General features: G+C 74.2%; 14 protein-coding genes. 8 read left to right on the top strand and 6 right to left on the bottom strand.

All coding sequences use genetic code 11. The annotated features are described in order from the left end of the window. The first annotated feature begins 10 nt into the window (after positions 1 to 10). The 4 genes from ACZ7DE_RS16145 (at position 11) to ACZ7DE_RS16130 (ending at position 5,325) form a co-directional block, all read left to right on the top strand. Complete coding sequence (locus tag ACZ7DE_RS16145) at positions 11 to 781, top strand: SDR family NAD(P)-dependent oxidoreductase (protein ID WP_470761560.1); 771 nt, start codon at positions 11 to 13, stop codon at positions 779 to 781. Between the two features lie 108 nt (positions 782 to 889). Then, positions 890 to 2,008: an LLM class flavin-dependent oxidoreductase gene (locus ACZ7DE_RS16140; protein WP_470761559.1), complete on the top strand. Its 1,119-nt coding sequence runs from the start codon at positions 890 to 892 to the stop codon at positions 2,006 to 2,008. A 138-nt stretch (positions 2,009 to 2,146) separates the two neighbouring features. Then, positions 2,147 to 3,877, top strand: a complete 1,731-nt coding sequence (locus ACZ7DE_RS16135; protein WP_470761557.1) for an N-acyl-D-amino-acid deacylase family protein — start codon at positions 2,147 to 2,149, stop codon at positions 3,875 to 3,877. Further along, the gene (locus ACZ7DE_RS16130) at positions 3,874 to 5,325 is read left to right on the top strand and encodes an aldehyde dehydrogenase family protein (RefSeq protein WP_470761555.1); all 1,452 of its coding nucleotides are present in this window, start codon (positions 3,874 to 3,876) and stop codon (positions 5,323 to 5,325) included. The genes ACZ7DE_RS16135 and ACZ7DE_RS16130 overlap by 4 nt, the downstream gene beginning before the upstream one ends. Before the next feature lie 34 nt (positions 5,326 to 5,359). Here the strand turns inward: ACZ7DE_RS16130 and ACZ7DE_RS16125 are convergent, their stop codons facing one another. Further along, positions 5,360 to 5,770, bottom strand: a complete 411-nt coding sequence (locus ACZ7DE_RS16125; protein WP_470761554.1) for a nitroreductase/quinone reductase family protein — start codon at positions 5,768 to 5,770, stop codon at positions 5,360 to 5,362. Between the two features lie 224 nt (positions 5,771 to 5,994). Between ACZ7DE_RS16125 and ACZ7DE_RS16120 the strand changes: the two genes are divergently transcribed. Then, a complete protein-coding gene (locus ACZ7DE_RS16120; RefSeq protein WP_470761552.1) occupies positions 5,995 to 6,459 on the top strand; it encodes a protease inhibitor I42 family protein in 465 nt (154 codons plus the stop codon). Here the strand turns inward: ACZ7DE_RS16120 and sigJ are convergent. Continuing rightward, positions 6,446 to 7,372 carry an RNA polymerase sigma factor SigJ gene (gene sigJ / locus ACZ7DE_RS16115; protein ID WP_470761551.1) on the bottom strand — a complete coding sequence of 309 codons (927 nt, stop codon included), beginning with the start codon at positions 7,370 to 7,372 and terminating at the stop codon, positions 6,446 to 6,448. The genes ACZ7DE_RS16120 and sigJ overlap by 14 nt on opposite strands. Before the next feature lie 103 nt (positions 7,373 to 7,475). Here sigJ and ACZ7DE_RS16110 point away from each other — a divergent pair, with 103 nt between their 5' ends. Next, entirely contained in the window at positions 7,476 to 7,850 is a 375-nt protein-coding gene (locus ACZ7DE_RS16110) for a hypothetical protein (RefSeq protein WP_470761549.1), read from the top strand. On the opposite strand, the gene ACZ7DE_RS16105 is transcribed toward ACZ7DE_RS16110, so the two are convergent. Then, on the bottom strand, positions 7,847 to 8,398 hold the full coding sequence (locus ACZ7DE_RS16105; protein ID WP_470761547.1) for a hypothetical protein: 552 nt from the start codon (positions 8,396 to 8,398) through the stop codon (positions 7,847 to 7,849). The two genes, ACZ7DE_RS16110 and ACZ7DE_RS16105, sit on opposite strands and share 4 nt — an antisense overlap. Before the next feature lie 170 nt (positions 8,399 to 8,568). Between ACZ7DE_RS16105 and ACZ7DE_RS16100 the strand changes: the two genes are divergently transcribed. Then, positions 8,569 to 9,414 (top strand): LLM class F420-dependent oxidoreductase, encoded by an 846-nt coding sequence (locus ACZ7DE_RS16100; protein WP_470761546.1) that lies wholly within the window; start codon positions 8,569 to 8,571, stop codon positions 9,412 to 9,414. Between the two features lie 21 nt (positions 9,415 to 9,435). Here the strand turns inward: ACZ7DE_RS16100 and ACZ7DE_RS16095 are convergent, their stop codons facing one another. After that, the gene (locus tag ACZ7DE_RS16095; RefSeq protein WP_470761545.1) at positions 9,436 to 9,675 is read right to left on the bottom strand and encodes an acyl-CoA carboxylase epsilon subunit; all 240 of its coding nucleotides are present in this window, start codon (positions 9,673 to 9,675) and stop codon (positions 9,436 to 9,438) included. Beyond that, complete coding sequence (locus ACZ7DE_RS16090; protein WP_470761544.1) at positions 9,672 to 11,294, bottom strand: acyl-CoA carboxylase subunit beta; 1,623 nt, start codon at positions 11,292 to 11,294, stop codon at positions 9,672 to 9,674. The genes ACZ7DE_RS16095 and ACZ7DE_RS16090 overlap by 4 nt, the downstream gene beginning before the upstream one ends. Positions 11,295 to 11,432: 138 nt before the next feature. Between ACZ7DE_RS16090 and ACZ7DE_RS16085 the strand changes: the two genes are divergently transcribed. After that, positions 11,433 to 12,434: an acyltransferase domain-containing protein gene (locus ACZ7DE_RS16085; RefSeq protein ID WP_470761542.1), complete on the top strand. Its 1,002-nt coding sequence runs from the start codon at positions 11,433 to 11,435 to the stop codon at positions 12,432 to 12,434. Here the strand turns inward: ACZ7DE_RS16085 and ACZ7DE_RS16080 are convergent. Beyond that, a complete protein-coding gene (locus tag ACZ7DE_RS16080; RefSeq protein WP_470761541.1) occupies positions 12,395 to 15,121 on the bottom strand; it encodes a multicopper oxidase family protein in 2,727 nt (908 codons plus the stop codon). The two genes, ACZ7DE_RS16085 and ACZ7DE_RS16080, sit on opposite strands and share 40 nt — an antisense overlap. Positions 15,122 to 15,228 lie beyond the last annotated feature (107 nt).

The following is a 15,228-nucleotide window of genomic DNA, read 5'->3' as shown; positions in this document are numbered from 1 at the left end:
GGGGTTCGGCATGGGCAAGCTCGACGGGCGCGTCGTCCTCGTCACCGGCGCCGCGCGAGGCCAGGGGGAGCAGGAGGCCCGGCTGTTCCGGGCGGAGGGCGCCGAGGTGGTCGTGGCCGACGTCCTGGACGAACAGGGTGAGGCCCTCGCCGAGGAGATCGGCGCGCTGTACGTGCACCTGGACGTGGGGCGGGAGGAGGCCTGGCAGTCGGCCGTGCGCGCCGCGCAGGAGGCCTACGGGCGGATCGACGGCCTCGTCAACAACGCCGGCATCCTGCGCTTCAACGCCCTCACCGACACGCCCCTCGACGAGTTCATGCAGGTCGTGCAGGTCAACCAGGTCGGCTGCTTCCTCGGCGTCAGGACGGTCGCGCCGGTGATGGCCGACGGGGGCACGATCGTCAACACGGCGTCGTACACCGCCGTGACCGGGATGGCGGCGGTGGGCGCGTACGCGGCGACCAAGCACGCCGTCCTCGGCCTCACCCGGGTCGCCGCCCTGGAGCTCGCGCCGCGCGGCATCCGGGTCAACGCGGTGTGCCCCGGCGCGATCGACACCGCGATGTCCAACCCCTCCCTGCTGGACCCGGACGCGGACCGGGAGGAGGCCGCCAAGGCCATCGACGGGCTGTACCGCAAGCTCGTGCCGCTGGGCCGGATCGGCCGCCCGGAGGAGGTGGCTCGCCTCGCGCTGTTCCTCACGTCCGACGACTCCTCCTACATCACCGGGCAGCCCTTCGTGATCGACGGAGGGTGGCTGGCGGGGGTCAGCGTCATCTGACCGGCCGTCGGCTCTTGACCCTCCGTGCGGGCGGTGCGACAGTCGGGCCAGCCAATCTGACGGATCGTCAGAAATTGTGGACATCAGAACCGGGGACGGTGAACCTCCTTGGAATTCGGGCTCTTTGTACAGGGATACGTGGGCAAACGCGCCGAGACCGACCCGCTCGCCGAGCACAAGGCGCTGATGGAGGAGACCGAGTACGTCATCCAGGCGGACAGGTCCGGCTTCAAGTACGCCTGGGCCTCCGAGCACCACTTCCTGGAGGAGTACTCGCACCTCTCCGCCAACGACGTCTACCTCGGCTACCTCGCCCACGCGACCGACCGCATCCACCTCGGCTCGGGCATCTTCAACCCGCTCGCCCAGGTCAACCATCCGGTGAAGGTCGCCGAGAAGGTCGCCATGCTCGACCACCTCACCGGCAACCGCTTCGAGTTCGGCTCCGGCCGCGGCGCCGGCTCCCACGAGATCCTCGGCTTCCTCCCCGGCATCACCGACATGAATTACACGAAGGAGATCTGGGAGGAGACCATCGCCGAGTTCCCCAAGATGTGGCTCCAGGACGAGTACGCCGGTTTCCAGGGCAAGCACTGGCAGCTGCCGCCGCGCAAGATCCTGCCGAAGCCGTACGGGAAGTCGCACCCGGCGATGTGGTACGCGGCCGGGTCGCCGCCGTCCTACGCGATGGCCGCGAAGAAGGGCCTCGGCGTGCTGGGCTTCAGCATCCAGAAGGTGTCCGACATGGAGTGGGTGCTGGAGCAGTACAAGACGGCCGTCGTGAACGCCGAGCCGATCGGGGACTTCGTCAACGACAACGTGATGGTGACGACGACGGCGATCTGCGCGCCCACCCACGACGAGGCGATCCGGATCGCCGTCGAGGGCGAGCTGCACTACCTGCCGTCGCTGGTGTTCCGCTACCACGACACCTTCCCGCGGCCCGAGGGCTTCCCCGTCTGGCCGGAGACGCTGCCCGAGTACAACGCCGAGTTCGTCGAACTCCTCGTCGAGGAGGAGCTGTTGATCTGCGGCGACCCGGACGAGGTGCTGCGGCAGTGCAAGCGGTGGGAGCAGGCGGGCGCCGACCAGCTCTCCTTCGGGCTGCCGGTGGGCGTGCCCCGGGAGGAGACGCTGCAGACGATCCGGCTGATCGGGGAGCACGTGATCCCGAAGATCGACACGGATCCCGTGCATCGCACGACGCGGTTCCGGCAGGGCGCGTGACGCTGTCGCGGACCTGAGGGCGCGCAGGCGCCGCGGGCGTGCGGACCGCCGCGCGACGGCGGGTCCGCCGCGGCCGGTCGCGCGGTTCCCCGCGCCCCAGAGCGGCGCCGCCCGCAACGGAGTTGAGGAGGAGCTCTCATGCTCGATCACGTGATCAATGGCGCGACCGTCGTCGACGGGACCGGTGCGCCCGCCTTCACCGCCGACGTCGGCATCCGGGGCGGGAGGATCGCCGTCGTCGGCAAGGTCACCGAGGAGTCCCGCACGTCCGAGGACGCCGCCGGCCTCGTCCTCGCGCCCGGATTCGTCGATCCGCACACGCACTACGACGCCCAGCTCTTCTGGGACCCGTACGCCACCCCGTCGCTGAACCACGGGGTGACCACGGTCGCGGCGGGCAACTGCGGTTTCACCCTCGCGCCGCTCAACCCGGCCCGCCCCGAGGACGCCGACTACACCCGCCGCATGATGTCCAAGGTGGAGGGCATGTCCCTGGTCGCGCTCGAGGAGGGCGCACCCTGGAACTGGCACGGGTTCGGGGAGTACCTGGACGCCCTCGAAGGGCGGATCGCCGTCAACGCGGGGTTCATGGTGGGGCACTGCGCGCTGCGGCGGTACGTGATGGGGCCGGACGCGGTGGGCGGGCAGCCCACCGAAGAGCAACTGGCGCGGATCGTGGGGCTGTTGCACGAGGCGATGGACGCCGGCGCCTGGGGCTTCTCCACCACCCAGTCCTCCACCCACTCCGACGGCGACGGCCGGCCGGTCGCCTCCCGGCACGCGCGGCCGGAGGAGCTGCTGGCGCTCGCCCGGGCCGTCGGCGAGCACGAGGGCACGCAGATCGAGGCGATCGTCGCCGGCTGCCTGGACCAGTTCAGCGACGCCGAGATCGACCTGTTCGTGGAGATGAGCGCCGCGGCGGGACGCCCCCTGAACTGGAACGTCCTCACGGTCGACGCGGCCGTCCCGGAGCGGGTGCCCCGGCAGCTCATGGCGAGCGAGCGGGCCCGCAAGGCGGGCGGCAGGGTCGTGGCGCTCACCATGCCGATCCTGACGCCGATGAACATGTCCCTGGGCACGTTCTGCGCGCTGAACCTCATTCCCGGATGGGGGCCGGTCCTCGGGCTTCCGGTCCCGGAGCGGATCGAGCGGCTGCGGGACGCGGGGGTGCGGGCCGAGATGCTCCGGAGCGCCGGATCGAAGGAGGCGGGCGTCTTCCGGCGGCTGACCAACTTCGGGCGGTACGTCATCGGGGACACCTACAGCGCGGCGAACGAGGGCCTCACCGGGCGCGTCGTACGGGACGTCGCCGCCGAGCGCGGCCTGGACCCGTTCGCCTGCCTGGTCGAGATCTGCGCGGCCGACGACCTGCGCACCGTCCTGTGGCCGATGCCCACCGACAACGACCCCGACTCGTGGGCCCTGCGGGCGGAGACCTGGAGCCACGAGGACGTCCTGCTCGGCGGCTCCGACGCGGGCGCGCACCTGGACCGCATGTGCGGGGCGCCGTACACCACCCGCTTCCTCGGCGACTGTCTGCGCGGCCGGCGGCTGGCCGGACTGGAGCAGGCGGTGAAGATGCTCACCGACGACCCGGCGCGGCTGTTCGGTCTGCGGGAACGCGGCCGGATCCAGGAGGGCTTCCATGCGGACCTGGTCCTGTTCGACCCGGAGCGCGTCGACGCGGGCAAGGCCACCCTGGTGCACGACCTGCCGGGCGACAGTCCGCGGCTGGACTCCCGGGCGATCGGGGTGCGCGCGGTGTGGGTCAACGGCGTGGCGGCCATCCGCGACGACGTGGTGACGGGCGCCGTGCCGGGACGGGTGCTGCGCTCGGGACGCGACACCGAGACGGTGAGCACCAGGTGACCGGCGGGCAGAAGCTCTTCGTCGGCGGGGCCTGGGAGGAACCCGACGGCGGCCACTACGAGGTCGTCGACCCGGCGACCGAGGGGACCGTCGGGTGGGCGCCGGAGGCCTCGTGCGACCAGGTGCGGGCGGCCTGCGCGGCGGCCCGCGAGGCCTTCGGGCCGTGGTCGCGCACCCCGCCGGAGGAGCGGGCGGCGGTGCTGGGCCGCGCGGCCGACCTCATCCGGGCCCGGCTGCTGCCGTACGCCGAACTGGCCCAGGCGGAGACCGGCGCCACCTCGGGGACCGCGCGGGGGATGCAGGTCGGGGTGGGCGCGGCCCGCTTCCGCCGCTACGCGCGCGTGGAGCCCGCCGAGTGGGCCGTCCCGCCGCAGATCAACGAGGCCGGACCGATGGGGAAGGCCGGGGTGATGGGCGCGCTGGCCGTCCGGCAGCCGGTCGGGGTCGTCGCCTGCGTCACCTCCTACAACAACCCGTGGGCGAACCCGGCGGGGAAGATCGCCCCCGCCCTGGCGATGGGCAACACGGTCGTGGTCAAACCGGCCCCGCAGGACCCGCTGTCCGTGTACCGCATGGCGGAGGCGCTGGAGGCGGCGGGAGTGCCGCGCGGGGTGGTGAACGTCGTCTCCGGGCGCGCGGTCGCGCTCGGCGAGACGGCGGTGTCGTCGCCGGACGTCGACATGGTGAGCTTCACCGGGTCGACCGCCGTCGGCCGGCGCATCGCCGAGGTGTGCGGGCGGGACATGAAACGCCAGTTGATGGAGCTGGGCGGGAAGGGCGCGGCGGTCGTCCTCGACGACGCGGACGTCGGCTCGGCGGTGGCGGGCATCGGCACGACGTTCTCCTTCTACAGCGGCCAGATCTGCACCGCGCCGACGCGGGTGCTGGCACAGCGCGGGGTGTACGACCGGCTGGTGGAGCAACTGGCCGCTTACGCCGGGCGGTTGAAGGTGGGCGATCCGAGGGAGGCGGACACGGTGGTCGGCCCGGTGATCTCCGCCGCGCACCGGGACCGGGTGGAGTCGTACGTCGAACTGGGGCGCAAGGAGGGCGCGGTGGTGGTGGCGGGCGGTGAACGTCCCTCGTCGGACCGGGGCTTCTACGTCGCGCCGACCCTGCTCGCCGACTGCACCAACGACATGCGGGTGGCGCGGGAGGAGATCTTCGGCCCGGTGGTCGTCGTCATCCCCTTCGACGAGGAGGAGGAGGGCGTCGCCCTGGCCAACGACTCCGACTACGGGCTCATCGACTACGTGTGGAGCGGCGACGTGGCTCGAGCCTTCCGGGTGGCCCGCCGGCTCCGGGCCGGCGGCGTCGGCGTCAACACCGTCGGCCGCAACATGGAGGCCCCGTTCGGAGGGTTCAGGAAGAGCGGCGTGGGACGCGACGTCGGCTCGTACGCGCTGCACGCGTACAGCGAGGTGCAGGCGATCGTCTGGCCGGGGTGATCCGGCCTCCGGGCCGCCGTCCGTCCCGCCCGCCTCAGCCGTCCAGCTCCACCCGGACGGTGAGCAGACCCGTCCCCAGTGCGCGCACCGCCGCGCTGTTGGCCCGGGGCAGGGTGCGCAGGCGGGCCACCGGGTCGTCCTCGGGCATCAGGTGGGCCGTGCCGGTGTGCCACCGCCCGCCCATCCGCACCCGCACCCGCGGATCGGCCTGGATGTTGCGGACGTACTGCGACCGCTCCCCGAACTCCGAGACCAGCCAGAACGTGTCGCCGATCCGGCGGCCGCCCAGCGGGGTGCGCCGCGGCAGGCCGGAGACGCGGCCGGTGGTCTCCAGGAGCGTGTGGAACGGCAGGCGGCGCATGAGCGGGTTGGCGACGTACCGCTGGAAGGCGGTCGTCGCACGGAAACGGAGGTCGCTGGGGCGGGACTCGGCGGGGCGGGACATCGTCCGCAAGGCTCCTTCACACGAGGCGCTGTTGCCTCCATGGTCTCCGACGCCTCGGGCGCGACGAGAGCGGGGGCCGCATCCGGCTCCGTCCCCTGCGGGAAGCCCGCGTCCGGTCGGCGCGGGGCGGCCGCCCTCGCGGGACCCGCCGGGGGGAGAACCGGTCGGGGGCGCGGTGCGTCTCAGCCTCCGGCAGTCAAGATCGAAACGGGGGAGTGGAGTCGATGGTCGGGCCGGAGAGGGGTGCGGGCGCCGCCGCGAGGGCGCTCTGCGCGGCGGCTCTGCTGGTGGCGGGCTGCGCGGGCTGCGCGTCGGGCGCCGGCGGGCCCACGAGCCACCCCACGCAGGACACCACCGTGACCGCCGAGGTCGGCGAACGCTTCACGCTGTCCGTGCCGGAGAACGCGTCCACCCGGGAACACTGGTTCGTGGTGGATCCGCAGCCGGACGCCTCGGTGCTCCGCACCGCCGACCGGCGCTACCAGGCGGCCGACGACGGGAAGTCGGTCGGCGGCGACGGCACCCTCGTCCTCACCTTCGAGGCCACGGGCAGGGGGAGCACCCGGATCGTGCTGCTGCACTGCACGTTCCCCACGGCCGGGACGACGGCGTGCGGGGGCGGCGGCAGCCCTTCGCCCACCCCGCCGGCCGAACCCGAGCGGATCACCTACCGGGTCACCGTGGGCTGAGCCCCTCCCCGGTCCACGGGCGGAGTTTCTCCGGGTTGCGGATCGCCCAGATCCGGGTGACCCGGCCGTCGGAGACGTCGAACGAGGCCACGGTCAGGGCGACGCCCGCCCGGTGGGCCACGAGGCCCGGGACTCCGTTGACCGACCGCTCCAGGAGTTCCAGCCCCGGAGCCCTGTCGGCGATGGCGATCATGTACTGGGCGATGTGCGCGCCGCCCCGGACCGGGCGCAGGACGCTGCCGACCAGGCCGCCGCCGTCGGCGGTCATCACGGCGTCCGGGTCGAGGAGGCCGACGAGGGTCGCGATGTCCTTGGTCTCCCACGCCTCTTTGACGTGTCTCACCACATCCGCACGGGCGGCCGCCGCGACCGGAGCGCGCGCGACGCCCACCCGCCGCCGGGCGGATGCCGCCAGTTGCTTGCAGGCCGCGGGCGTGCGGCCGAGAACGCCGGCGACCTCGGCGAACGGGTACCGGAAGACGTCGTGCAGGACGAACGCCACCCGCTCGGCGGGCGTCATCGACTCCAGGACGACGAGGAAGGCCATGGTCACCGACTCGTCCAGAACGATCTGGTCGACGGGGTCCGCGGGACCGGTGGGCCCGGCGCCGCCCGCGCGGTCCCGTTCGGTGCGGTCGGGCAGCGGCTCGGGCAGCCATGAGCCGACATAGCGTTCGCGGCGGGCCCGCGCCGAGCCGAGCAGGTCCAGGCAGATGCGGCTGGTCACCGTCGTCAGCCAGGCGCCGGGGGAGAGGATCTCCTCCTGCCGGCCGCGGGGCAGCGCGTACCAGCGTGCGTAGGCGTCCTGGACGGCGTCCTCGGCCTCGGTCAGTGAACCGAGCAACCGGTAGGCGACATTGAGCAGTTGGCGTCGCTCGCCGGATATGTCATCGGTGCCCCCGACCGCCCCCATCCCTGCGCCCCGTCCCCTCGCCTTACCTTTCGCGGGCCCGCGTCGTCGGGCTGGTGAGACCTTATCGATCCACCGCCCGAGGGCGGGAAACGGGGACTGTGACATGGCCACTCAGATGACGGCGAACGTACGGCGCGGCGCTTCGTTCCTGCAGATCGCGATCGCACTGCAGACCCTGACCATCCTCCTCCAGGCGGTCTCCGCCGGTCTGCTGCTGACCTCGCCCTACGGGGAGACCCTGCACGGCGTCGGAGCGCGGGTGATGTACGGGGCGTCGATGCTGTACGTGCTCGCGGCGGTGCTGGCGTGGAAGCCGGGCGGCGGCTCGCCCCGGCCCGTCCTGCACGCCTCGGGGTTCCTGGCACTCGCCTCGGTGCAGGTCGTCCTCGGCATCGCGCACGTCCCGTCGGGCCATCTCCCGATGGGGGTGCTGATGTTCGGCCTGAGCGTGCTGGCGCTGGCCCGGGCCGGGGTCTAGCAGATCTCCACGCGACGGGCGTCCGGGTCGTAGGCGGATCCCTCACCGTCGCAGGACCGGACGGCCATGTCGACCGGCGGGGTCACCTTCACGAGGGAGGTGACGCTCCGCACGGCCTCCTCCGGCAGGCGCCGTCCGCGCAGGAAGGCCGCGCCGCCGGCGTCCGGGCCCGCCGGGCGTTCGTAGTGGACGGAGAAGCCCGCCGCGGCGGGAGACGGCCCGTCGGCCGCGGTGCTCCGGCAGGCGGCGACGACGGCGAGGAGCAGTGGCACCACCGCGCGGCGCAGAGCGCGGCGGCCCCGCCGCTCCCCGCGGACCCGCCCGTGCCCGTCCGGGTGGGCCACGACGTCGAACGGGTCCTTCCCGTATGGGTTCTTCCGGAACGGGACCTTCCGGCGTACCGGGCCGGCGGCCGGGGCCTCGGCGACGGCGCGCGGTTCGTGGTCGTCGATGCGGTGGGGGGCGTCTAGACGGTGGGGGTCGTCGAGGCGGTGGGGGGCGTCGGACGGACGGCCGGATCCGCGTGGGAATCGGGGCTGATCAGCCACGCCGGCACGTTACCAAACCGAACAATCGGCCTGTCCGACGGTCGAACGCGCGCGGAGCATGATCGATGCCGACCAGTCGGTATGGACACCCGGGCCGTCTCCCGGTACAGATGAGGGCGTCACCCGCGACGACGCCGTCCACGAAGCCGTACGCAGCGAAAGGGCCGCCCATGCGCATCGCCGTCACGATCTTCCTCACCGACGAGACGATCACCCCCACCCGCCTCGCCCGTGAGCTGGAGCAGCGCGGGTTCGCCGGGCTCTATCTGCCCGAGCACACGCACATCCCGGTCGAACGCACCACGCCCTACCCCGCCGGCGGCGACCTGCCCCGCGAGTACGGCCGCACCCTCGATCCCTTCGTGGCCCTCGGGCAGGCGGCGGCGGTCACCGGGACGCTGGGTCTGGGCACCGGCATCACGCTCGTCGCCCAGCACGACCCGATCGACCTGGCCAAGCAGATCGCGACCGTGGACCACCTCTCGGGCGGCCGGCTCACCCTGGGCCTCGGCTACGGCTGGAACGTCGAGGAGGCCGCCGACCACGGCGTCGAGTGGCGCACGCGCCGCGAACTGGTCCGGGACCGGATGCGGCTGATGCAGGCCCTGTGGGCGGACGAACCCACGGCGTACGACGGCGAGTACGGGAGCGTGCGCGCCAGCACGGCCTACCCCAAGCCCGTGCAGAAGCCCCGCGGTCCGGTCACCGGCCCCCGCACCCTCGTCGGCGGGGCCGCCGGACCCAAACTGTTCTCCCACATCTGCGAGTACGCCGACGGCTGGCTGCCGATCGGCGGCCGCGGCCTGTCCGAGTCGCTCCCGGCGCTGCGCTCCGCCTGGGCGGACGCGGGCCGCGAGCCGTCCGCCCTCCAGGTCGTGCCGTACGCCGTCCACCCGTCCCCCGGCAAGCTCGCGCACTACGCGGAGCTCGGCATCGAGGAGGTCGTGGTGCAGCTCCCGCCCCAGGGGGAGACGGAGGTGCTGAGCGTCCTCGACGACCTGGCCCGCTACGTGTGACGCCGGCCGGCCCGGCGGGCCTCAGCCGAACGGCGACTGCCGCCAGTCGGGGCCCGGGGCGGCCGCCCAGGCGGGAGCCGCCGTGGTGAGCGGGCGGACCGCGTCCGGCCACGCGGCCCTCGGCGGGCCGGCCGGGGCGGCGGGCCCGGACGCGGCCGCGGTCAGCGCGGTGAGCACCACCAGCACGGCGGCCAGCTCCTCGGGACGTGGCGCGCCCCGCACCACGCGCACCACGGCGCCGGGCTCACGGGCCGCCGTCACTGCGGCTGGTTCCCGTGCTTGCGGCTCGGCAGCGGAGCGTGCTTCGCGCGGAGCATGGCGAGCGCGTCGATCAGCCGGGCCCGGGTCTCGGACGGGTCGATGACGCTGTCGACGAGCCCGCGCTCGGCCGCGTAGTAGGGGTGCATCAGTTCCGTGCGGTACTCCTTGACCAGCCGGGCGCGGGTGGCCTCCGGGTCGGCGGCCGCCGCGATCTCCCGCCGGAAGATCACCCCCGCCGCGCCCTCCGCCCCCATCACCGCGATCTCGTTGTGGGGCCAGGCCAACGACACGTCCGTCCCGATGGAACGGGAGTCCATGACGATGTACGCGCCGCCGTACGCCTTGCGCAGGATCACCTGGACCCGGGGCACGGTCGCGTTGCAGTAGGCGTACAGCAGTTTCGCGCCGTGCCGGATGATGCCGCCGTGCTCCTGGTCCACGCCGGGCAGGAAGCCGGGCACGTCGACCAGCGTCACCAGCGGGATGTTGAAGGCGTCGCAGGTCTGCACGAACCGCGCCGCCTTGTCCGAGGCGTCGATGTCCAGCACCCCGGCGAACACGGCGGGCTGGTTCGCGACGATCCCGACGACCTGGCCGTCGAGCCGGGCCAGGGCGCACACGATGTTGGCGGCCCAGTGCTCCTGCACCTCGAAGAAGTCGCCGTCGTCGACGATCTCCGCGATCACCGCCCGGATGTCGTACGAGCGGCCCGGGTCGGCGGGCACCAGGTCCAGCAGGGCGCCGGTGCGGCGGTCCGCCGGATCCGAGGCGGCCCCGGCGGGCGGCAGTTCGCGGTTGTTGGCCGGCAGCATCGACAGCAGGTGCCGCACGTCCTCCAGGCAGCTCGCCTCGTCGTCGTACGCGAAGTGCGCCACGCCCGAGAGCGACGCATGGGTGTCCGCCCCGCCCAGCCGCTCGTGCGAGACGACCTCGCCGGTCACCGCCTGCACCACGTCGGGGCCGGTGATGAACATCTGCGCCGTGCCGCGCACCATGAACACGAAGTCGGTCAGGGCGGGCGAGTAGGCGGCCCCGCCGGCGCAGGGGCCCAGGATCACGCTGATCTGCGGGATGACCCCGGAGTTGCGGACGTTGCGGGTGAAGATGCCGCCGTAGCCGGCCAGGGCCGTGACGCCCTCCTGGATCCGCGCCCCCGCGCCGTCGCACAGCCCGACCAGCGGCGCGCCGGCCGACTCCGCCAGGTCCATCAGCTTGTGGATCTTCTCCGCGTGGGCCTCGCCGAGGGCGCCGCCGAAGATGCGGAAGTCGTGGGCGTAGGCGAACACGATGCGCCCGTGCACCCGGCCCCAGCCGGTGACGACGCCGTCGGTGTGCGGCCGGCGGTGCTCCAGCCCGAAGCCGGTCGCGCGGTGCCGGCGCAGTTCCTCGGTCTCGGTGAACGTCCCCTCGTCGAAGAGGAGGGCGAGGCGTTCCCGCGCGGTCAGTTTGCCCTTCGCGTGCTGGGCCTCGGTCGCCCGCTCGCTGGGGCCCCGTCGCACCTTCTCGCGCAGATCGGCGAGTTCGGCGATCCGGTCGGCGACGTGGTCGGTGGGGAGGGCGGCGGGGCCGCTGTCCTGGACGGTCCTGATGCCCGCTGGCGATTCGTCGACAACGCTCATGCCGGGCAGCGTGCGCCCGGGCGCTCAAGACGGGCTCGACAGCGCCTCCAACCACGGATGGAGAACGGCTCCAACCGGCCGCGCCAGCCTTGCGTCATGTCATCTGGTCGTGAGTGTCATCAGCGTTCTGTCGTCCTGATGTTCCCGGGGACCGGCGCGCAGCACGCCCGTATGGCGGCCGGCCTGTACGGGCACGAACCGGTCTTCACCCGGGCCGTCGACTCCGTACTGGAGCTGCTCGGGCCGGACGGCCGGGCGGCCCGCGCCGACTGGCTGACGCGCGAGCCGGCGCCGCCGCTCGACGCCGACACCCGGGCCGCGCCCCTGCTGTTCGCCGTGGACTACGCCATGGGCCGGCTGGTCGAGAGCTGGGGCGTGCGGCCGGCCGCCTACCTCGGGCACAGCATGGGCGAGTGCGTCGCCGCGGTACTCGCCGGGGTGTTCTCCCTGTCCGACGCGGTGATGCTGCTGTGGGAGCGGGTCAGGACCCAGCGCGCCGTCCCGCCCGGCGGAATGCTCGCGGTCGCGGCCGGCGCGACGGAACTGTCGGGCTACCTGGGCGACGGCGTCGTCGTGGGCGCGGTCAACGCGCCCCGGCACACCGTGCTGTCCGGCCCCGAGCAGGCGTTGAGCGCGGTGGAGCGCCGGCTGTCCGCCGACGGCCGCACCAGCCGGCGGCTGGCCACCCGCACCCCGTACCACAGCCCGGCCCTGGAACCCGTGGCGCGGGAGACGGAGGTCCTGCTGCGCACGGTACGGCGGTCCGCGCCGGACCGGCCGCTCTACTCCGCCTACCTCGCCCGTCCGGTGCGCGAACACGACGTGCTCAGCACGGAGTTCTGGGCGGCGCAGCCGACCGCTCCGGTGCTGTTCTGGCCCACCCTGGACCGGGTGCTGGGCGACGGCGACCGGCTGCTCGTGGAGGCGGGGCCCGGACAGAGCCTGACCGTGCTGGCGCGCGGGCACCGGGCCGTGCGCTCGGGCCGCAGCGCCGTGCTGAGCACGCTGCCGCCGCGCGCCCTGGGCCCCGAGGAGGACCGGCGGGCCGTCCACGCGGCCCGTGAACGGCTCGCCGCCGAAGACCTCCTCGCGGCCCCGGGTCACTCGGGCGTGTTGCCGGTGGACGCCCCCGTCTCGTAGGGGCTGCTCACGCCGTCGTAGGACAGGTGCAGGACCATCCCGTCACGGGCGTGGTCCAGGTTGTGGCAGTGGTCCGCCCACACGCCCGGGTTGTCGGCGCGGAAGGCCACCTCGTACCGCTCGCCCGGGGCCACGTTCAGCGTGTCCGTCCACCACGGGCTGCCGTCCGCCCGTTCGCCGTTGCGGGACAGCACCAGCACACGGTGGCCGTGCAGATGCATCGGATGGTCGTCGAGGCTGCGGTTGAGGAACGTGACCCGCACCAGGTCGCCCTGCCGGACCAGCAGGGACGGGATGTCCGGGTACACGGCGTTGTTCACGGTCCACAGCATCATCGGCTCGCCGTCGTAGAAGCCGACGCTGTTGCCGAGGACCAGGCGGAAGTCCCGGTCGAAGTCACCGTCCGCGGCGAACGGCCGCGCGCCGGCGGCGGACCCGTAGTGCAGCGGGTCGAACAGCGGCCCGTCCGGGTCGGCGGCGGGTGCCTCGGCGGCCGGGTCGGGGCCCAGGATCAGCGAGGGAGACGGCCGGTTCCCGTGCGTGCCGTAGGCGCCGTCCTCGCCGCAGCCCTCGAATCCCTGGCTGCCGGCGCCCGCGTTGGCGTCGCCCGTCACGGTGAGCCGGACCGCCCCGGCCGGCTGGCGGAACGTCACGTCGTAGCGGCCGCCGCCCGCGATCCGCAGCAGCCGGCCGCGCAGGTCGGTGGGCGCCGACACCGCGTTGCCGTCGATCGCCGCGACCTGGAACGCGGTGCCGGTCAGCGCGTACGTGCGCAAGCAGTTGTCCGCGTTCACCAGGCGCAGCCGGACGGTCGTCCCCGCGGCGACGCGCTCGCGCCGCTCGCCGGTGTCGTCGCCGAAGGCCGTCCGCAGGATGCCGCCCAGTCCGTTGCGCCCGCTCAGAGCGCCGCCCGAACCGCGCACCGCCGAGCCGCCGCCGGGTGCACCGCCCACGGACCAGGCGTGGGCGACGACGGTGCGGTCGAGGCCGTACGCCGGCGCCGTGGACGTCGTCCCCTTCGCGGGCTCAGTCACCACCAGGGCGCCGAACAGACCGCGGGCCACCTCGGTGCTGGACTGCTGGTGGGCGTGGTACCAGAAGGTGCCCGCGCGGTTCGCCAGGAAGCGGTACACATGCCGGCCGCCCGGCGGCACCGCGTCCTGGGTGACGCCGGCCACCCCGTCCTCGGCATTGGGCACGTCGACCCCGTGCCAGTGCACGGTGACCCCTTCGGTCACGTCCTGGTTGACCAGTGTGACCTCCAGCAACTCACCCTGAACCGCACGTAGTTCGGGTCCCGGCACCGTCCCGTTGAAGGTGAGCGCGTGCACCTTCTCGCCGGACGCCAGCCGGACCGTCCGTCCGGAGGCGGTGAGCGTGAAGCGCCGGACGGCCGCGGCCGTGCGCGGTCCGGTCAGCTCCTCGACGGAGCGGGCCGGGGCGGCGCCGGGTCCGGGCCCGCCGCCGGTGTCGAAGGTGTGGTGGTGGGCGGTGGCCATCCGGTCCGGCAACCGGCTCTCCCGCGCCGCGACGCCGTACCCGCCGGCCACCAGCAGCGCTCCGCAGGTCACGACGGACAGCGAACGCACCAGCCGTCGCCCGCGCGAGGCCGGCCGCCACCCCGGCGCCCCGACGGCCGCCCGCCGACGCTGCTGCGCCAGCGACAGCCCGCTCGCCGCGAGGGCCAGCAGCGTCGACTCCAGCACGAGGAACGCGGTGTACGGCGGCGCCGGCGGATGCAACGTGAACAGGGCTCCCAGCACGGCCGCGACACTCCCCACCCGCACGGGCACGACCAGCCGGGCGTCGGCGGCGGCCGAACGCAGGGCCGGCGTGTCGCCGGGGGACGCGAGAGCGCCCTCGGCGCCGACGCGGGTGGTCGCACCGGCGGCCGGTTCCGCGCCGAGGCGCCCGCTCGTGTCCGTGGCCGTCCCCGCGGCCCCCGGAGCGCCGGCGGCCCCGCCCGCGGTCCCCGGTCCGACGGCGCTCTCGGCCGCGGCGGCCGTACGGGGCAGCGGGCCCGTGCCGTCGAGCGGGCCGGGGGCGGTCGGGTGGTCCTGGTGTGTCGTGGCGGCGGTGGCCGCGCCCCCGGTGGCGGTGGCGGTGTCGGGCGTGGCGTGCGCGGCGGGCAGCGGGCCCGTGCTGTGCAGCGGGCCGGGGGCGGGGGCGGTCGGGCGGGTCGGCTTCGGCACGGTTGCCGGGGCCCCGCCGGACCGCACGGCCCGGTCGGCCGGGGTGTCCGGCGACGCGCCGTCGGCCGTGTCCGGCCCGGTGCCGCCCGCCGCGGTTGCCGCGGAGCTCCGCGCGGCCCGCGCCTCGTCGGCCGTGGCTCCGGCCCCGCCGACCGGGTGCGCCGCCCGGCCCCACCCCGTCAGCCGCCAGTACGCCGGAACGCTCAGCCAGGCCACCGCCGCGCCCGCGACGACCTGGGGCGCGACCGCCAGCAGGACGAAGTCGTCGGCGCCCCACCAGTCGGTCTCGGCGGCCAGCGCGACACCGAGCGCGGCGCGGACGCTCAGGGTCAGCAGGGCCGTGCCGAGGAGAATGAGGCCCAGACGGGCCCGGCGCCGCACGGAGCGTGCGCTCGGACGGGTCGCCAGGCGGCGCGCGCCGCGCGCCGCGAACAGCCAGCAGACCGCGGCCAGCACCGCCCAGAGCAGGTTCTGTTCGAAGAGGTTCTCCACCATGGGGGCAGCCTGGCGGCCCCCCTTCGAGGCTCCCTCGAGGCCGCTCGCCGATCCTCGCCGTGGCCGCGGGCCCTCCGCGGCCACGGCGGCCTCGTGCCGCCGCACCG

The sequence above is a fragment of the Streptomyces sp. NPDC037083 genome (assembly GCF_055606485.1).
The sequence above is the reverse complement of the archived record's forward strand: the minus strand, read 5'-3'. Positions and strand labels throughout refer to the sequence as shown.